This window comes from Pseudomonas batumici (assembly GCF_036585405.1).
Taxonomy (GTDB): domain Bacteria; phylum Pseudomonadota; class Gammaproteobacteria; order Pseudomonadales; family Pseudomonadaceae; genus Aquipseudomonas; species Aquipseudomonas batumici.
Genome location: NZ_CP144470.1, coordinates 3,735,628 through 3,751,664 on the forward strand (window position 1 = coordinate 3,735,628; position 16,037 = coordinate 3,751,664).

Sequence of the window (16,037 nt, forward strand, 5' to 3'; positions counted from 1 at the left end):
GTCCTACCCGCCCGTACGCGCCACGGGCGGGTTGCGGGCGGTGATGTCGAACAGCGTGTACGCCAGCGTCAGGTGCTTCACATCCCTGGGCATGTCGCGATCAACGATGAAACGTACCGGCATCTCGATCCGCTGCCCGGGTTGCAGGGTCTGCTGGGTGAAGCAGAAGCATTCGGTCTTGTGGAAGTACACCGCCACGTTCGCCGGTGAAATGCTCGGGATCGCCTGGGCCTTCATCACCTGGTCGGTGGGGTTGTAGGCCACGAAGAGCATCTCGTTGACGGCACCGGGGTGAACATCGAGCCGGTCGGCCTTGGGATGGAACTCCCAGACCATGTCGGCGGCATTGCTCGACAGGAACTGCACGCCGACCTGCCGCGACAGGTCGACCACCTGTTCGCCCTCATACTGTCCGGCGGTCTTGCCGTTGATCCCGAAGGCCTTGCACATCACGTCGTAGAGCGGCACCAGGGCAAAACCGAAGGCGAACATCGCTACCACCACCAGCAACAGGCGCGTGACCAGGCGTTTGAGCGAGATCGAGTCGGCCATGGTCTATTTCACTTCCGGCGGCGTGGTGAAGGTGTGATACGGCGCCGGTGACGGAATGCTCCACTCCAGGCCCTCCGCGCCATCCCACGGCTTGGCCGGGGCCGGCGGGCCGCTGCGGATGCACTTGATGACGATGAACAGGAACAGCAACTGCGTCACCCCGAACATGAAGCCGCCGATCGACGACACCATGTTGAAGTTGGCGAACTGCAGGTTGTAGTCCGGCACCCGCCGCGGCATCCCGGCCAGGCCGACGAAGTGCATCGGGAAGAAGGTCAGGTTCATGCCGATGAACGACAGCCAGAAGTGCAGCTTGCCGAGGGTTTCGTCGTACATGTGTCCGGTCCACTTCGGCAGCCAGTAGTAGGTGGACGCGAAGATCCCGAAGATCGCCCCCGGCACCAGCACGTAGTGGAAATGCGCCACCACGAAATAGGTACCGTGGTACTGGAAGTCCGCCGGCGCCATCGCCAGCATCAGCCCGGAGAAACCGCCGATGCTGAACAGGATGACGAAGGCCACCGCAAACAGCATGGGCGTCTCGAAGGTCAGCGAGCCCTGCCACATGGTGCTGACCCAGTTGAACACCTTCACCCCGGTCGGCACCGCGATCAGCATGGTCGCGTACATGTAGAACAGTTCGCCGACCAGGGGAATGCCGACCACGAACATGTGGTGCCCCCAGACGATGAACGAGAGGAAGGCGATACTGGCCGTGGCGTAGACCATCGAGGTGTAGCCGAACAGCGGCTTGCGGGAAAACGCCGGGATGATCGCACTGACCGCGCCGAACGCCGGCAGGATCATGATGTACACCTCGGGATGGCCGAAGAACCAGAACACGTGCTGGAACAGCACCGGATCACCGCCACCGGCGGCGTTGAAGAAGCTGGTGCCGAAATGGATGTCCATCAGCATCATGGTCACGCAGCCCGCCAGCACCGGCATCACGGCGATCAGCAGAAACGCGGTGATCAGCCAGGTCCAGACGAACAGCGGCATCTTCATCAGGGTCATGCCCGGCGCACGCAGGTTGAGAATGGTCGAGATCACGTTGATCGCGCCCATGATCGAACTGATGCCCATCATGTGGATGGCGAAGATGAAGAAGGTCACGCTCTCGGGACCGTAGGTCGTCGACAGCGGCGCATAGAAGGTCCAGCCGAAGTTCGGCCCGCCGCCGGGCATGAACAGGGTCGAGACCATCAGCGCGAACGCCGCCGGCAACAGCCAGAAGCTGAAGTTGTTCATCCGCGGCAAGGCCATGTCCGGCGCGCCGATCATCAGCGGGATCATCCAGTTGGCCAAGCCGACGAAGGCCGGCATCACCGCGCCGAAGACCATCACCAGGCCGTGCATGGTGGTCATCTGGTTGAAGAACGCCGGTTCGACGATGTGCAGCCCCGGCTGGAACAGCTCGGCGCGGATCACCATGGCGAAGGAGCCGCCAAGCAGGAACATGGCGAAGCTGAACCACAGGTACAGCGTGCCGATGTCCTTGTGGTTGGTGGTCAGCACCCAGCGCATCAGGCCCCTGGCGGGACCATGGGTGGCGTGCTCATCGTGGCCGACATGGCCATGGTCGTCGATCACTCCACTCATGTCCTCTCTCCTGCTGACAGGGGGAACAGCTGGGTCCAGGGCCACAGGCCCCGACCGGTTCGGCGAACCTGCAATGGAGCTGTCTATTTCGGAGCTGTTCATTTGCCCTCCGTCTGCTTCAGAGCCAGGACTTCCTTGGGTGTGACCATGTCGCCCTTGTCGTTGCCCCAGGCATTGCGTTCATAGGTCACGACAGCGGCGATATCGACTTCCGACAACTGTTTGCCGAAGGCCGCCATGGCGGTACCCGGCTTGCCGAAGAACACCCGGTGCAGGTGGTCCTCCTTGGGACCGGTGACGAGCTTCGAGCCCTTGAGCGCCGGGAACATCGGCGGCAGGCCCTGGCCCTCGGCCTGGTGACAGGCCACGCAGGTGGTGTGGTAGATCTTGTCGCCGCGCTCCTTGAGCTCGTCGAGGGTCCATTCCTTGCTGGTCAGCTCCTTGAGCTTGGCGGCGTCGGCCTTGCGATCGGCCAGCCAGCTGTCGTAGTCGGCCTTGGCGCGGACGTCGACCACCACAGGCATGAAACCGTGGTCCTTGCCGCACAGTTCGGAGCATTGCCCACGGTAGATGCCGGGCTTGTCGACCCGGGTCCAGGCTTCGTTGAAGAAGCCCGGGATGGCATCGCGCTTGACGGCGAAGGCCGGCACCCACCAGGAATGGATCACGTCGGCGGAGGTCACCAGGAAACGCACCTTGGCGCCCACCGGCAACACCAGCGGCTGGTCGACTTCCAGCAGGTAGTTTTCGCCCTTGGGCGCCAGGTTATGCATCTGGTCGGCGGGGGTGGACAGGTTGCTGAAGAACTCGACATCCTGGCCCAGGTATTTGTAGTGCCATTTCCATTGATAGCCGGTGACCTGGATATCGACATCCGACTCGCTGGTGTCGTACATCTTGATCAGCGTCGCGGTCGCGGGAACCGCCATGACCACCAAGATCAGGAAAGGGACGATGGTCCAGAGGATTTCGACGGTGGTGCTCTCATGGAACTTGGCCGCCACCTGGCCCGTGGAGCGTCGGTGCAGGATCATCGACCAGAACATCGCACCGAACACGATGACCCCGATCACCACACAGATCCAGAAAATGGTCATGTGCAGATCGAAGATCTCGTGACTGACTTCCGTCGCTCCAGGCGTCATATTCACGTCCCAGGCCGCCTGCGCCCGGCTGAATATCGACCACAACAGGAGGCCCATCCAGACTCGTGGATGTCGCATCATTGCGGGTTCCCCTTATCGTTCTTGTTATCCCGCCGGCGTTCACCAGCGGCCAAGGGAATGGTCGTACTGCGTAAGCGGACCATTCGGCCTGGCCTGCAACGGCAGCCGGGCGAAATCAGCTGACTCCATACAAAACCGAGTATAGACAGCGACCGGGAGCGCGCCATGCGATCTGGGAAATGAACTGGAAGCGGCCTTGAAAAGGGCTGCAGGCCTCGGATTACCTGGGGTAGGCCAGAGGCAATGGCAAATCGATATAACCCATGCATATAAGCATGAAATAATTATTACAAATGCGTCTGAACATCTTTTATAACCCAGCTACTTTGTATTCTCCCTTTTTCCCTTTGTCGTACCCCCCTGGAGTTTTCATGAACACCGCCGCATTGCGCGAGCAGATTCAACGTGCCCACCAACACGAGGCCGCCAGCGGCCAACTGACCCGTCAACTCGAGACTCAATTGCCGCACCTTCACCCCGCCATACAACTGCCGGATGTCGACGCAAACGGTGTGCTGACGCGGTTTGTCAAAGCCTATATCGACCTGGTTCCCGACTTGCTGGATGCGGCCAATGAGGTGGCGCGCGAAGCCGGTATCGAATCGCAGATCAAACCGGTGCTGAAGATCGCCGAGCAGTTTTTCCTGCAACCCCCGGCGATCCTGGAAGGGCATGTCGGGCTCGACGGCCTGCTGGATGAAGCCTATCTGGCCCACCGCCTGGTGGAGGAGGTCAACGACCTGTACATCAAGCATTTCGGTCAGCCGCTGATTCCCTCGGACATCACCGTGGCCAACCTGATCGCCCACCAGTTGATCGGCGAGACGTTCGCCAACCAGCTGGATGAAGCGGTGCATCACGCGGTCGATGAGATGCTCGACGAAGAGAGCTTCGCCCTGGAGTCGGTGGAAGCCTATCGCGACCGCCTGCACAGCCCGGACACCGAGGCGGCGTGGAAACGCTGGCCGTGCCTGTCGCGCCAACTGGGCGTGGGCCTGGAGCTCGAACAGCCCGGCGCTTGAACCCTTCCACCTGTAGGAGCCAGCAAGCTGGCTCCTACAAGTTCTGCGGCGCTTTCACGGTCGCAATCAGGCCGTGGCGGAACCGACACCCGAAGTGGTCCGCAGCCGCCCCTCCAGGCGCCGCTTCAACCCGTGGGACTCGATCACCAACCGCGAGCCCTTGGCTCCGTTGGCGCGACCCCATTCCTCCAGCAGTTCCAGGCACGCGTGGTCGATGTAGCTCAGGTTGCCCAGCGGCACATGCACCACCGTGCCCGCCGGAATCGTCGACAACACCCGGGTCAGCGCCGGCACCTTGAGGAAGGTCGCCGCCCCCACCAGCCGCAGCTCCATCTCGCCCTCACCGGGCAGGTCCACCAGGCTGATTTTCAAGCGCGAGGCTTTCCAGGCCAGCTTCGCCAGGGTCAGGCCGAAACCGATCAACACCCCCGTCAGCAGGTTGGTCAAGACAATGGCCGAGGCCGTGGCCACATAGGTCAGCATCGGCATGCGCCCGTAGCGACCGAGGCCGCGAAAGGCCTTGAGGTCCACCAGCTTGATACCCGTGTACACCAGCACGCCCGCCAGGCTCGCCACCGGAATGCTTTGCAGCACGCTGGACAGCAGCAGCACGAAGGCCAGTAGCCACACACCATGGAACATGGCTGACAGACGAGTGCGGGCACCGGCCTGGACGTTGGCCGAACTGCGCACGATCACACCGGTCATGGGCAGCGCCCCGAGCAAGCCGCACAGCATATTGCCCACGCCTTGAGCCGACAGCTCGCGGTCGAAGTCCGAGCGCTGGCCATCGTGCATGCGGTCCACGGCGGCGGCCGACAGCAGGGTTTCGGCGCTGGCGATAAAGGCCACGGCAAAGGCCGCGACCAGCACATTGGGATCGGCCAGGTTGAGCAGGTCGGCGGGGCGCAGCCAGTCGATGGCCTCGGCCAGGTTGGCCGGAACCTCCACGCGCTTGACCGACAGTGCCAGCGCCAGGCTCGCCAGGGTCGTCAGGCCCACGCCGAGCAGCGCGCCCGGTACGAAGCGCAAGGCATGGGGTTTGCGCTTGTCCCATAGCCACATCACCAGCATCGTCGCCAAGCCCAGCGCACCGGCCTGCCAGCCGACCCCTTCGCCGGACAGCGACAGGGCCCGGCCCAGGGCCGCGGGAAAGCCCAGCAGGTTGTCCAGCCCCGAGGGCCGGGGCGAGGCGTCGAGCATCACATGGACCTGGGACAGCACGATCAACACACCGATACCGGCGAGCATCCCGTAGACCACCGCCGGCGCGGTCACCCGGAACCAGCAGCCCAGGCGCAAGCGACCGGCCAGCAGCTGCAGCAGGCCGGCCAGCAACAGGATCGGCCCGAGCATGGCCATGCCGTGCTGGCGCACCAGTTCGAACACCAGCACCGCCAGGCCCGCGGCCGGACCGCTGACCTGCAACGGCGACCCCGCCAGCCAGCCCACCACCAGCCCGCCGATGATGCCGGTGATCAGCCCCTTGGCCGGCGGCATGCCGGAGGCAATGGCGATCCCCATGCACAGCGGCAGGGCCACCAGGAATACCACCACCGAAGCCAACAGCTCCCGTGGCAAAAGCGCTTTCAATTGCGCAGCACGCATGATGAATCTCCTGAGGATTTCTTCAGGCATGGCAAAGCCCGACCGCTCTGACGCCGGTCGTGGCTGAACCTGATGGATTGGGGAGGCTTCAGGTGTTAGAAGCGGGCCTTGGGTGTCGCACTGGGAATCGGATGAGTGCCATCGAGTGGCAGGAAGCAGCTCCGATCAGCGTCGTAGGCTTTGATTTCGCTGGTTTCGATGTTGTAGACCCAGCCATGGATAAACAGGTGACCGTTGGCCATGCGCGAGGCCACCGAGGGATGCGTGCGCAAGTGCTGCAACTGGGCGATGACGTTTTCTTCTGTCAGCACGTGCATGCTTTCGCTTTCGTTGGCGCAGTTGCAGTTTTCCTGGACCATGGTCTTCGCCACTTCCGCATGGCGCAGCCAGGCCTTGACCGTCGGCATCTTTTCCAGGCTGTCGGGGTTGAGCACCGCGCGCATGGCACCGCAATCCGAATGCCCGCAGACGATGATGTGCTGCACGCCCAGGGCCAGCACCGCGTACTCGATGGCGGTCGACACCCCGCCGTTCATTTGCCCATAGGGCGGCACCACGTTGCCGACATTGCGGGTCACGAACAGGTCGCCGGGGGCGCTTTGGGTAATCAGTTCGGGCACGATCCGCGAGTCGGCGCAGGTGATGAACATCGCCCGGGGACTCTGGGCCGTGGCGAGTTTCTTGAACAGCTCTTCCTGCTGCGGAAAGATTTCACGGTGAAAATGCAGGAAACCATCGACGATATGCTGCAGCGCCGCATCGGCACTTTCGGAGCCGGGAAGCCCTGAAGCCGACGCAGCTGACGGCTGTTTATCCTTGTCACTCATGATTCATCCTCTTTTCTGACGGATTTAAGGGGATTTTCCCGATTTGGCTCGCTCTCGGCCAGCACTCATCGGATCAATGCGCCCGATTCCTTGAACGCCACCTGTACGAAACAGGCCGCTTCACCCTAGCCGTGAAAACTTAACTCAAGCTGAATCAAAGGCTCTAGGACGTGCGTTCCAGAAGATTCTTACGCTGCTTACCCCAGAGTATAGGTGCAGGCTAAACGCCACCAAACGACCTGGGGCCGGATCATGGCTCAGAGTAACGACATCTGCCCTCCGGGGGGGCAGAACGCGCTGCAATCGAGGTTGAAGCCTTCGCGCCGGTTGAGCCCCAAGCGCTTGATGGCCTTGGCAAACCGCTGCGCCAGCAGGTCGGCAAACGGCCCTTCGCCGCGCATGCGTGCACCGAACCGGCTGTCGTAGAGCTCACCCCCACGGGTCTGGCGAATCAGGCTCAGCACATGGGCTGCCCGTTGCGGGTAATGGGCGGCCAGCCACTCCTCGAACAGCGGCGCGACCTCCAGCGGCAGGCGCAGCATCATGTAGGCGGCGCTCTGGGCGCCGGCGTCGCGGGCCTCGGTGAGCAGGCTTTCCAGCTCGCTGTCGTTGATCATCGGAATCATCGGCGAACACAGCACGCCCACCGGGATGCCCGCTTCATGCATGACCCGGATGGCCCGCAAGCGGGCCTTGGGCGCCGCCGCCCGGGGCTCGAGGATGCGCTTGAGCTCGTCGTCGAGGCTGGTCAGGCTGATCATCACCGCCACCAGTCGCTGCCGGGCCAGTTCCGTCAGCAGGTCCAGGTCCCGCAGGATCAGCGAGCCCTTGGTGACGATCGTGACCGGATGCCGATAGCGCAGCAGCACCTCGAGGATCCGCCGGGTGAGCCGGTGCTCGCGCTCGATCGGTTGATAGGGATCAGTGTTGGAGCCCAGGTTGATCGGGGCAACGCGATAGCCCGGCCTGGACAATTGTTGTTCCAGCACGGCGGCCGCGTTGCTCTTGGCGATCAGTTTGGTTTCGAAATCCAGTCCCGGTGACAAATCCCAGTACGCATGGCTGGGCCGGGCGTAGCAGTAGATACAGCCGTGCTCACAGCCGCGATAGGGATTGATGGAGCGATCGAAGGGCAGGTCGGGCGAGCTGTTGCGGGTGATGATGGATTTCGCCGTCTCGATGCGCACCTCGGTGCCCTGGGTCAGCGGAACCTCCTGGTACCAACCGTCGTCCTCGGCCACCGAGCGATTGGGCGCGAAGCGGTTGTGCGGGTTGGTCGCGGTGCCACGGCCACGGGGTGGGAGAGGGGTGAACATTGGAGAAGGCTCTATTACTGTATTTATATACAGTAATGGAGTTCGAAGGATCTGCCTAGCGCCGTCCGGCAGGAGCCACCCTAAGGATTGGCAGGCGCATCCTCCTTGCGCAGCGCCGCCACATCACTGGCCTTCACCTCGCCACCCTGGTTACCCCAGCTGCCGCGAATGAAACCGACCACATCGGCCACTTCCTGGTCCGACAGCCGCCAGGCAAACGCCGGCATGGTGAAGGTCGAAGGTGCGGTGTGGGTCGCCGGCAAGGTGCCGCCCTTGAGCACGATATGGATCAACGAGGTCGGGTCCGCCGATTGCACTACCGGGTTACCGGCCAATGCCGGGAACACCCGGGTGTAGCCGTGACCGTCGGTGCGGTGGCAGGCCGAGCAATTGTCGATGTAGACCGACGCCCCCGGCTTGCGGTCATCGCCTTTCCACAGGGCCTGTGCGACTTGTGGCTCGTAGGCGTGAGGCGCGTCCTGGGGATCGACCGGCGGCAAGCTCTTGAGGTAGCGGGCCATGGCGCTCAGGTCGTCATCGCTCAGGTATTGCATGCTGTGCACTACCACATCGCTCATGCCGCCGAATACCGCGCTGCGCTCACTGCGACCGGTCTTGAGGAACTGCACCAGCTGCGCTTCGCTCCAGCTACCGAGGCCATCCTTGTGGTCGCCGCGCAGGCTTTTCGCGATCCAGCCCTCCAGCGGCGCGCTGCCTGCCAGGAATGCGTTGCCGTCATTGGTGCTCAAGGCCTTTTCCTGCATGGTCAGGGCCCGTGGCGTATGGCAGGCGCCGCAATGGCCCAGGCCTTCCACGAGGTAAGCACCACGGCTCACTACCGGGTCCGCGCCGCTGCCGGCCTGATATTCGGCCACCTTGGGCGCGAACATCCAGCGCCAACCCGCCAACGGCCAGCGCATGCTCAGCGGCCAGGGGATATCGACGGCCTTGTTGTCCCGGGCCACCGGCGCCACCCCTTTCATGAAGTAGGCGTACAGCGCCTGCATATCGCTGTCACTGACGCGGGCATAGGACGGATAGGGCATTGCCGGGTAAAGGGTACTACCATTCTTCGCGACACCATGACGGACCGCCTGGTCGAAGTCCTCGAAGCTGTAGGCACCGATCCCGCTTTTGTCCGGCGTGATGTTGGTGGAGTAGATCGTGCCGATGGGCGTCTGCATCGGCAGCCCGCCGGCAAACGGCTGACCGCCCTTGGCGGTGTGACAGGCCACGCAATCGCCGGCCCGCGCCAGGTATTCGCCCTGCTTGATCAGGGTCGACGGATCGACCTCGGCGGCGCTGACGGCGCCATTGCCCAACAACGCCAGGGTGGCGACAAGCAATACTTTCATGTTCATCGCTCCTTATGCCTGAACCAGTGGGCCGGGGTTCTTCAGGTACTGCTCGCGGATCGCCCGGGCCGACCAGTAGGTCAGCGCCGCCACCAGTCCGGTGGGGTTGTAGCCCAGGCCCTGGGGGAAGGCCGAAGCGCCGGGGACGAAGACGTTGTGCACATCCCAGGATTGCAGGTAGCGGTTCAGGGCGCTGGTCTTCGGGTCGGTGCCCATGATCGCGCCGCCGTTGAGGTGGGTGGTCTGGTAGGACGCGGTGTTGAAGTGTTCGCCCACCTGCTTGCCCAGCAGGGCAATGGACTTGGGGTTCATCGCTTCGGCGATCTTGCTCATTTTCTCGACCATGAAGCGGTTCATCTTGATGTCGTTTTCCTGCCAGTCGAAGGTCATCCGTAGCAGGGGCAGGCCGTAGGCATCGCGGTAAACCGGGTCGAGATCCAGGTAGTTGCCCCGATAGGACTGGTGCGCACCGTGGGCGTCCATCGACACCTGGTGGGTATAGTAGTCCGCCGTGGCGCGTTTCCAGGCACTGCCCCAGGCCGGCGTGCCCGGCGGGTTCGAGGTCCCGGCAATCGGCCGGCTGCCGGCCTGGTTGACCCACATCGGCGAGCCGCCGACAAAGCCATGGGGCCCGTGGTCGAAGTTGTCGGCGTTGAAATCGTCCACCGCCACGCCGTTGCCGCCCGCGCCGATGAAGTTGTTGGTGTACACGTCCTTGTCGAAGAAGGCCTTGATGGTGGCCATGTTCTGGTAGGCGAAGTTCTTGCCCACCACGCCTTCGCCGGTAATCGGGTCATAGGGCTTGCCGATGCCCGACAGCAGCATCAGCCGCACGTTATGCAGCTGGAAGGCACCGAGAATCACCAGGTCCGCCTGTTGCTCCACCTCGCGGCCCTGGGCGTCGACGTAGGTCACGCCGGTGGCCTTGCGCTTGCTGCTGTCGAGATTGACCCGCAGCACGTGGGCATTGGGCCGCAGCTCGAAGTTCGCCACTTGCCGGAGCGCCGGCAGGATGTTCACGTTCGGCGAAGCCTTGGAATACATGTAGCAGACATAACCGCTGCAGAAGCCGCAGAAGTTGCACGGCCCCATCTGCGCGCCGTAAGGGTTGGTGTAAGGCCCCGAAGTATTCGCCGACGGCAGGTTGTAGGGTTTGTAGCCGACCTCGTTCGCGGCTTTCTGGAACAGTTGCGCGGAATAGGTGTTCTTCTGCGATTCCAGCGGAAAGGGGTTGGAACGATCCGGCGCGTAAGGGTTGCCGCCCTTGCCTTGACCGACCAGCTGGCCCTTGACGGTCCAGGCCTGACCGGAGGTGCCGAAGACCTTCTCGGCGTAGTCGAAGAACGGCTCCAGATCTTCGTAGCTGACGCCGAAGTCCTGGATGGTCATGTCCTTGGGAATGAAGTGTTTGCCGTAACGCTCTTCGTAGTGACTGCGGATGCGCAGCTCGATGGGATCGACCCGAAAGTGCACGCCCGACCAGTGCAGGCCGGCACCGCCGACGCCATTGCCCGGCAGGAACGCGCCGAGTTGGCGGTTCGGCAGGGCGACGTCATTGACGCTATGGCGAATGGTGACGGTTTCCTTGGAAATATCCTGGAAGAGTTTCTTGCGCACGCTGTAGGTGAGTTCATCGATCACCTGCGGGTAATTGCCATCAGGGTAGGTGTCCTGCATCGGCCCCCGTTCCAGGGCCACGACATTGAGCCCGGCTTCGGTCAGTTCCTTGGCCATGATCGCACCGGTCCAGCCAAAACCGACGATCACCGCGTCGACCTTTTTCATTTGAATCGCCATGCTCACGCCCTCTCGCCGCGAATGGATACAGCCGGGAAGGGGTATTGCTCGTTGCGTTCAACCCAATCCATGAAATCGGCGCGGGCACCGGGAAAACCGATCAGGGTCCAGCCCACCAGGCCTTTGTTGCCGCCATGGATCGGATCGCAGAAGAATCCTTCCTTGGTGTTTTGCAGCAGGAAGCTGAAGAAAACCTTTGCCGGGACACTGTCGAAGTCAGGGTCTCCAGCCTCCAGCTGCTTGAGCAACTCATCCTGGGTAGCGCTGTCTTGCCCGGCAAATGTGGAGCCATGCAGCTTCTTGCACCAGGCCTCCGTGGCGGCGATACCCAGGCGATAGATCTCCCGGGGCACCAGTTTGCTTTGCCAGCCCATCTCGGGCGGTGCGTCGGCGGCGAAGGGGCCCTGCATGAACCACAAGGCGCCACTGGCGTAGGGCGTGTTCATTTGCCGGTCGATGTATTCCGGCACACCGGCTTCCAGGGCACCCGGTCCCTGGGCGTCGGCTGGAATCAGGCGGGCCACGGCGGCATTGAGAAAGGTCCATTCCTCGGCGGTGAAGAAGGTCGGCTCATAGTGTCCGGTATTGACCGGCGCCTTGTCGGCGGTGGAGGGCGTCGCTTGCGGCGCGGCCTGCAGGACACTGCTGCCGAGGCCGCTGCTCGCCACGGTCACCACCGGGATCAAGGTCAGGGTTTTGCGCAAGAACTCACGCCGCGGGTTGTCTCGATCTTGATCAGACATGGTGGTACCTCACTCATCATGCACGCACGGAATAATCGGTCACTTCAATTGAGCAACCTGTCTTTTTCGGGCCGAGGTTTCTATCGAGGCAGCTCGGATAGAGAACACACTGGCAACCTTTGGTTACAAATGATAGCAGCCTAAGCATCAGGATGAATCGATTCAGCTGAAAATCCCGACCTTTCCTGCCCGCATTCCGCCCCTCTCACAAATCTTTGACACTCGACTCACAGGCTTTTGATTCGGAAAAATCAATGCTATAGGGCAATGTCGAGTTATCTCTTTTCGGGCGCCGTCCACATGTCGATCGTTCGTTTTCTTTGCGCCCTGGGCCTGATCTGCCTGGCAGGCCTGGTATTGCCCGCGGTCCAGGCAAACGACGGCAACGCTCAACGCCCGCCGCAATGGGCCACCCCGGTGGGCAACCAGTACAACCTCTACCAGATGACCCCGACGCTCTATCGCAGCACCTTGCCGGACAGCAACGCCGTGCCGATGCTGCTCAAGCTGAACATCGCCACCGTGATCAACTTCCAGCCGGAGGCCGACTCCAGCTGGCTGTCGGCCCCCGAGATCAAGCAGGTGCAACTGCCTTACCGGATCGGCCATGTCGACGACGCCGACGTGCTGGCGGTCTTGCGGGCGATCAGGGAGGCCGAGGACAAGGGTTCGGTGTTGATACACGACAGGCAGGGCACGGAACGTACCGGCCTGATGGCGGCGATGTACCGCGTGGTGGTTCAGGGCTGGACCAAGGAGGAAGCCTTGAGCGAGATGATCATGGGTGGCTTCGGCGACAGCCCGCACTTCAAGGACAGCATCCGATACATGATGCAGGCGCATGTCGACAAGCTGCGCGAAGCCCTGGCCAGCGGCGCCTGCAGCACCAACCCCTACGCCACCTGCGCGGTGAGGAGCTGGCTCAAGTCCGCCAGCTTCGAATGATTGCCCCGGATGAGCCGGGCAGGGCCCGGCTCGGCGCAGAGCACTGCGGCGCCTACTGGCCTTCCGGCTTCTTCAGCTTGGGATTGGGAAAGAACTGCACGGTCTGGACCTTGCTGTCCTGCGCCGGCTTGGCCGCCACGGTATTGACCCGCGTGCCCAGCTCCTTGGGCACCGACAAGCCCTGCTCATTCAGGGTATCGGCATAGCCGCAGGCCACGCACTCACGGTGCGGAACGTCGTCTTCGCTCCACATCATCAGCTTGTCCTGTTCGCTGCACGCCGGGCAGACCGCCCCGGCGATAAAGCGTTTCTTGGTCTTGATCACGGCTACCTCGCTCATGCCGCGGCTTCCTCACTCAGGCCGCTGTGACGCAAGAGTGCGTCAATCGACGGCTCGCGGCCACGGAAGTCGACGAACAGCAGCATCGGTTCCTGGGAACCGCCGCGCGCCAGGATGGCTTCACGGAAGGCCCGTCCGGTCTGCGCGTTCAGCACACCCTCTTCCTCGAACCGGGAGAAGGCATCGGCCGACAGCACTTCGGCCCATTTGTAGCTGTAGTAGCCCGCCGCGTAACCGCCGGCGAAAATGTGCGCGAAGCTGTTGGGGAAACGGTTGTAGGCCGGCGGACGCATCACCGAGACCTCGTCGCGCACGCCTTCGAGCACCTGCGCCACGCTGCGGCCGTCGCCATGGGTGGCATGCAGTTCGAAGTCGAACAGCGAGAATTCCAGCTGGCGAACCATCATCAGCCCGGACTGGAAGTTCTTCGCCGCCAGCATTTTTTCCAGCAGGTCCTGGGGCAGCGGCTCGCCGGTTTCGTAGTGACCGGAGATCAGCGCCAGGCCTTCGGGCTCCCAGCACCAGTTTTCCATGAACTGGCTCGGCAGTTCCACGGCATCCCAGGCCACGCCGTTGATACCGGACACACCGGCATGCTCGATACGGGTCAGCAGGTGATGCAGGCCGTGGCCGAATTCGTGGAACAGGGTGGTGACTTCGTCATGGGTCAGCAGCGCGGGCTTGCCGCTGGCCGCCGGGGTGAAGTTGCACACCAGGTTGGCCACCGGGTTTTGCAGCACGCCGTCGTCCTTGCGCCGACGGTCGCGGGCACCGTCCATCCAGGCACCGCCGCGCTTGTTGGCGCGGGCGTAGAGGTCAAAGAAGAAGCGCCCGACGTGCTGGCCGTTCTCCTTGATTTCGAACAGACGGACATCCGGGTGCCAGCTGTCGAAACCGCTCTGTTCGGCAATTTCGATGCCGTACAGGCGCTGGACGATGGCGAACAGCCCGCCCAGTACCTTGTCGATCGGGAAGTAGGCACGCAGGGCTTCCTGGGAAACGCTGTAGCGCTGTTCACGCAGCTTCTCGCCGTAGTACCCGCTGTCCCAGCTTTGCAATTCGGCGCAGCCTTGCTCGGCGGCGTAGGCCTTGAGCTGCTGCAGGTCCTGGGCGGCAAACGGCTTGCTGCGCTTGGCCAGGTCCCGCAGGAAGGTCAACACCTGGTCGCTGGAATCGGCCATCTTGGTCGCCAGGCTCAATTCGGAAAAGCTGGCGAAGCCCAACAATTGAGCAAGCTCCTGGCGCAGGTCGAGAATCTCTTCCATCACCGGACCGTTGTCGAACTGGCCGGCATTCGGGCCCTGTTCCGAGGCGCGGGTGCAGTAGGCGGCGTACACCTCTTCGCGCAGGGCGCGGTCCTGGGCGTAGGTCATGACCGCGTAGTAGCTTGGAAACTCCAGGGTGATCAACCAGCCGTCCAACCCCTTGGCCTTGGCCGCGGCAGCCATTTGCTCCTTGGCCGAGTCGCTCAGCCCGGCGAGGCCGGCCTCGTCGGTAATATGCCGGGTCCAGGCCTGGGTCGCGTCGAGCAACTGGTTGGAGAAGCGGCTGCCCAGCTCGGAGAGCTTGCTCTGCACCTCGGCGTAGCGTTTCTGCTGCTCGGGCGGTAGGTCGATACCCGACAGGCGGAAGTCGCGCAGGGAGTGTTCGAGGATGGTTTTCTGGCCCACGTCGAAGCTGGCTGCCTCCGGGCTGTTCGCCAGGGCTTCGAAGGCCTGGAACAGTTCGCGGTTCTGGCCCAGTTCGGTGGAGTAGGCGCTCAAGGCCGGCAGGCAGGCCTCGTAGGCTTCGCGCAGTTCGGCGCTGTTGCACACCGCATTGAGGTGACTGACCGGGCTCCAGGCCGCGCCCAGGCGATCATTGAGCTCATCCATCGCCAGTACCAGCCCGGCCCAGGTCGGCTGTTTGCCCTGGGTCGCCAGGATGTCGGCGATGGCCGCGCGGTTGTCCGCCAGGATCTGTTCGATGGCCGGCAGCACGTGTTCGGCACGGATCGCCGAGAACGGCGGCAGGTCGTAGGGCTGCAGAAGAGGGTTGTTCACGCTCACGGTTGACACCTTGGCTGGAAGAAACATGCCCCCATCTTAATTACAATCGACGCCAACCGCAGCTATCAACCAGAGAGAGAGCGCCTATCGTGACCCTTCGCACCTACCAGAACCTCACGCCGGCACTGGGTGAACGGGCCTTTGTCGACCGTTCGTCGGTGGTGATCGGCGACGTCGAAATCGGCGCCGACAGCTCCATCTGGCCGTTGACCGTGATCCGCGGCGACATGCACCGCATCCGCATCGGCCAACGCACCAGCGTGCAGGACGGCTGCGTGCTGCATATCACCCACGCCGGTCCCTTCAACCCCGAGGGTTTCCCGCTGCTGATCGGCGACGATGTAACCATCGCCCACAAGGTCATGCTGCATGGCTGCACGGTGGGCAGCCGGGTCCTGATCGGCATGGGCAGCATCGTCATGGATGGCGCGGTGATCGAGGACGAGGTGATAGTCGGTGCCGGCAGCCTGGTGCCGCCGGGCAAGACGCTGGAAAGCGGTTTTCTCTACGTCGGCAGCCCGGTCAAACAGGCCCGGGCCCTGACGGACAAGGAACGGGCCTTTTTCACCTACAGTGCCGCGAACTACGTGAAGCTCAAGGATCAGCACATGGCCGAAGGTTACCACCAGGCCGTTTGATCAATATTTGTACAGCCA

14 protein-coding genes are annotated in these 16,037 nt (G+C 62.8%); 3 read left to right on the forward strand and 11 right to left on the reverse strand.

The features are described from left to right. Positions 1 to 3: 3 nt before the first annotated feature. The 3 genes from NUH87_RS16820 to coxB all read right to left on the reverse strand — a co-directional run bounded on the left by NUH87_RS16820 (position 4) and on the right by coxB (position 3,380). A complete protein-coding gene (locus NUH87_RS16820) occupies positions 4 to 552 on the reverse strand; it encodes a cytochrome c oxidase assembly protein (protein WP_040062913.1) in 549 nt (182 codons plus the stop codon). A 3-nt stretch (positions 553 to 555) separates the two neighbouring features. Next, entirely contained in the window at positions 556 to 2,154 is a 1,599-nt protein-coding gene (gene ctaD / locus NUH87_RS16825; RefSeq protein WP_040062914.1) for a cytochrome c oxidase subunit I, read from the reverse strand. Between the two features lie 98 nt (positions 2,155 to 2,252). Next, positions 2,253 to 3,380 (reverse strand): cytochrome c oxidase subunit II, encoded by a 1,128-nt coding sequence (gene coxB / locus NUH87_RS16830; protein ID WP_338521823.1) that lies wholly within the window; start codon positions 3,378 to 3,380, stop codon positions 2,253 to 2,255. 371 nt (positions 3,381 to 3,751) lie between these two features. Here coxB and NUH87_RS16835 point away from each other — a divergent pair, with 371 nt between their 5' ends. Beyond that, entirely contained in the window at positions 3,752 to 4,402 is a 651-nt protein-coding gene (locus NUH87_RS16835; protein ID WP_338521825.1) for a hypothetical protein, read from the forward strand. A gap of 66 nt (positions 4,403 to 4,468) precedes the next feature. Here NUH87_RS16835 and NUH87_RS16840 read toward each other — a convergent pair whose 3' ends face one another. The 6 genes from NUH87_RS16840 to NUH87_RS16865 all read right to left on the reverse strand — a co-directional run bounded on the left by NUH87_RS16840 (position 4,469) and on the right by NUH87_RS16865 (position 12,048). Then, positions 4,469 to 6,010 carry a SulP family inorganic anion transporter gene (locus NUH87_RS16840; RefSeq protein ID WP_338521827.1) on the reverse strand — a complete coding sequence of 514 codons (1,542 nt, stop codon included), beginning with the start codon at positions 6,008 to 6,010 and terminating at the stop codon, positions 4,469 to 4,471. Between the two features lie 95 nt (positions 6,011 to 6,105). Continuing rightward, on the reverse strand, positions 6,106 to 6,837 hold the full coding sequence (locus NUH87_RS16845; protein WP_338521829.1) for a carbonic anhydrase: 732 nt from the start codon (positions 6,835 to 6,837) through the stop codon (positions 6,106 to 6,108). A 257-nt stretch (positions 6,838 to 7,094) separates the two neighbouring features. Next, positions 7,095 to 8,153 carry a PA0069 family radical SAM protein gene (locus tag NUH87_RS16850; RefSeq protein ID WP_338521831.1) on the reverse strand — a complete coding sequence of 353 codons (1,059 nt, stop codon included), beginning with the start codon at positions 8,151 to 8,153 and terminating at the stop codon, positions 7,095 to 7,097. Positions 8,154 to 8,233: 80 nt separating this feature from the next. Further along, entirely contained in the window at positions 8,234 to 9,508 is a 1,275-nt protein-coding gene (locus NUH87_RS16855; RefSeq protein ID WP_338521833.1) for a cytochrome c, read from the reverse strand. 12 nt (positions 9,509 to 9,520) lie between these two features. Continuing rightward, positions 9,521 to 11,305, reverse strand: coding sequence for a GMC family oxidoreductase (locus tag NUH87_RS16860; RefSeq protein ID WP_338521835.1), 1,785 nt, complete (start codon positions 11,303 to 11,305; stop codon positions 9,521 to 9,523). A 2-nt stretch (positions 11,306 to 11,307) separates the two neighbouring features. Then, entirely contained in the window at positions 11,308 to 12,048 is a 741-nt protein-coding gene (locus tag NUH87_RS16865) for a gluconate 2-dehydrogenase subunit 3 family protein (RefSeq protein WP_338521837.1), read from the reverse strand. 300 nt (positions 12,049 to 12,348) lie between these two features. Here NUH87_RS16865 and NUH87_RS16870 point away from each other — a divergent pair, with 300 nt between their 5' ends. Beyond that, positions 12,349 to 12,993 (forward strand): protein tyrosine phosphatase, encoded by a 645-nt coding sequence (locus NUH87_RS16870; protein WP_338521839.1) that lies wholly within the window; start codon positions 12,349 to 12,351, stop codon positions 12,991 to 12,993. Between the two features lie 52 nt (positions 12,994 to 13,045). Here the strand turns inward: NUH87_RS16870 and NUH87_RS16875 are convergent, their stop codons facing one another. Both NUH87_RS16875 and prlC read right to left on the reverse strand, forming a co-directional pair. Next, positions 13,046 to 13,333, reverse strand: coding sequence for a YheV family putative zinc ribbon protein (locus NUH87_RS16875; RefSeq protein WP_338521841.1), 288 nt, complete (start codon positions 13,331 to 13,333; stop codon positions 13,046 to 13,048). Beyond that, positions 13,330 to 15,408 (reverse strand): oligopeptidase A, encoded by a 2,079-nt coding sequence (gene prlC / locus NUH87_RS16880; RefSeq protein WP_338521843.1) that lies wholly within the window; start codon positions 15,406 to 15,408, stop codon positions 13,330 to 13,332. The genes NUH87_RS16875 and prlC overlap by 4 nt, the downstream gene beginning before the upstream one ends. A gap of 62 nt (positions 15,409 to 15,470) precedes the next feature. Here prlC and NUH87_RS16885 point away from each other — a divergent pair, with 62 nt between their 5' ends. Further along, complete coding sequence (locus NUH87_RS16885; RefSeq protein ID WP_338521845.1) at positions 15,471 to 16,019, forward strand: gamma carbonic anhydrase family protein; 549 nt, start codon at positions 15,471 to 15,473, stop codon at positions 16,017 to 16,019. Positions 16,020 to 16,037: the final 18 nt, after the last annotated feature.

What these genes read in the sequence shown, in the direction of transcription:
- NUH87_RS16820 (WP_040062913.1), bottom strand. Translation starts at nt 552, where the DNA reads ATGGCCGACTCGATCTCGCTCAAACGCCTGGTCACGCGCCTGTTGCTG.
- ctaD (WP_040062914.1), bottom strand. Translation starts at nt 2,154, where the DNA reads ATGAGTGGAGTGATCGACGACCATGGCCATGTCGGCCACGATGAGCAC.
- coxB (WP_338521823.1), bottom strand. Translation starts at nt 3,380, where the DNA reads ATGATGCGACATCCACGAGTCTGGATGGGCCTCCTGTTGTGGTCGATA.
- NUH87_RS16835 (WP_338521825.1), top strand. Translation starts at nt 3,752, where the DNA reads ATGAACACCGCCGCATTGCGCGAGCAGATTCAACGTGCCCACCAACAC.
- NUH87_RS16840 (WP_338521827.1), bottom strand. Translation starts at nt 6,010, where the DNA reads ATGCGTGCTGCGCAATTGAAAGCGCTTTTGCCACGGGAGCTGTTGGCT.
- NUH87_RS16845 (WP_338521829.1), bottom strand. Translation starts at nt 6,837, where the DNA reads ATGAGTGACAAGGATAAACAGCCGTCAGCTGCGTCGGCTTCAGGGCTT.
- NUH87_RS16850 (WP_338521831.1), bottom strand. Translation starts at nt 8,153, where the DNA reads ATGTTCACCCCTCTCCCACCCCGTGGCCGTGGCACCGCGACCAACCCG.
- NUH87_RS16855 (WP_338521833.1), bottom strand. Translation starts at nt 9,508, where the DNA reads ATGAAAGTATTGCTTGTCGCCACCCTGGCGTTGTTGGGCAATGGCGCC.
- NUH87_RS16860 (WP_338521835.1), bottom strand. Translation starts at nt 11,305, where the DNA reads ATGGCGATTCAAATGAAAAAGGTCGACGCGGTGATCGTCGGTTTTGGC.
- NUH87_RS16865 (WP_338521837.1), bottom strand. Translation starts at nt 12,048, where the DNA reads ATGTCTGATCAAGATCGAGACAACCCGCGGCGTGAGTTCTTGCGCAAA.
- NUH87_RS16870 (WP_338521839.1), top strand. Translation starts at nt 12,349, where the DNA reads ATGTCGATCGTTCGTTTTCTTTGCGCCCTGGGCCTGATCTGCCTGGCA.
- NUH87_RS16875 (WP_338521841.1), bottom strand. Translation starts at nt 13,333, where the DNA reads ATGAGCGAGGTAGCCGTGATCAAGACCAAGAAACGCTTTATCGCCGGG.
- prlC (WP_338521843.1), bottom strand. Translation starts at nt 15,408, where the DNA reads ATGTTTCTTCCAGCCAAGGTGTCAACCGTGAGCGTGAACAACCCTCTT.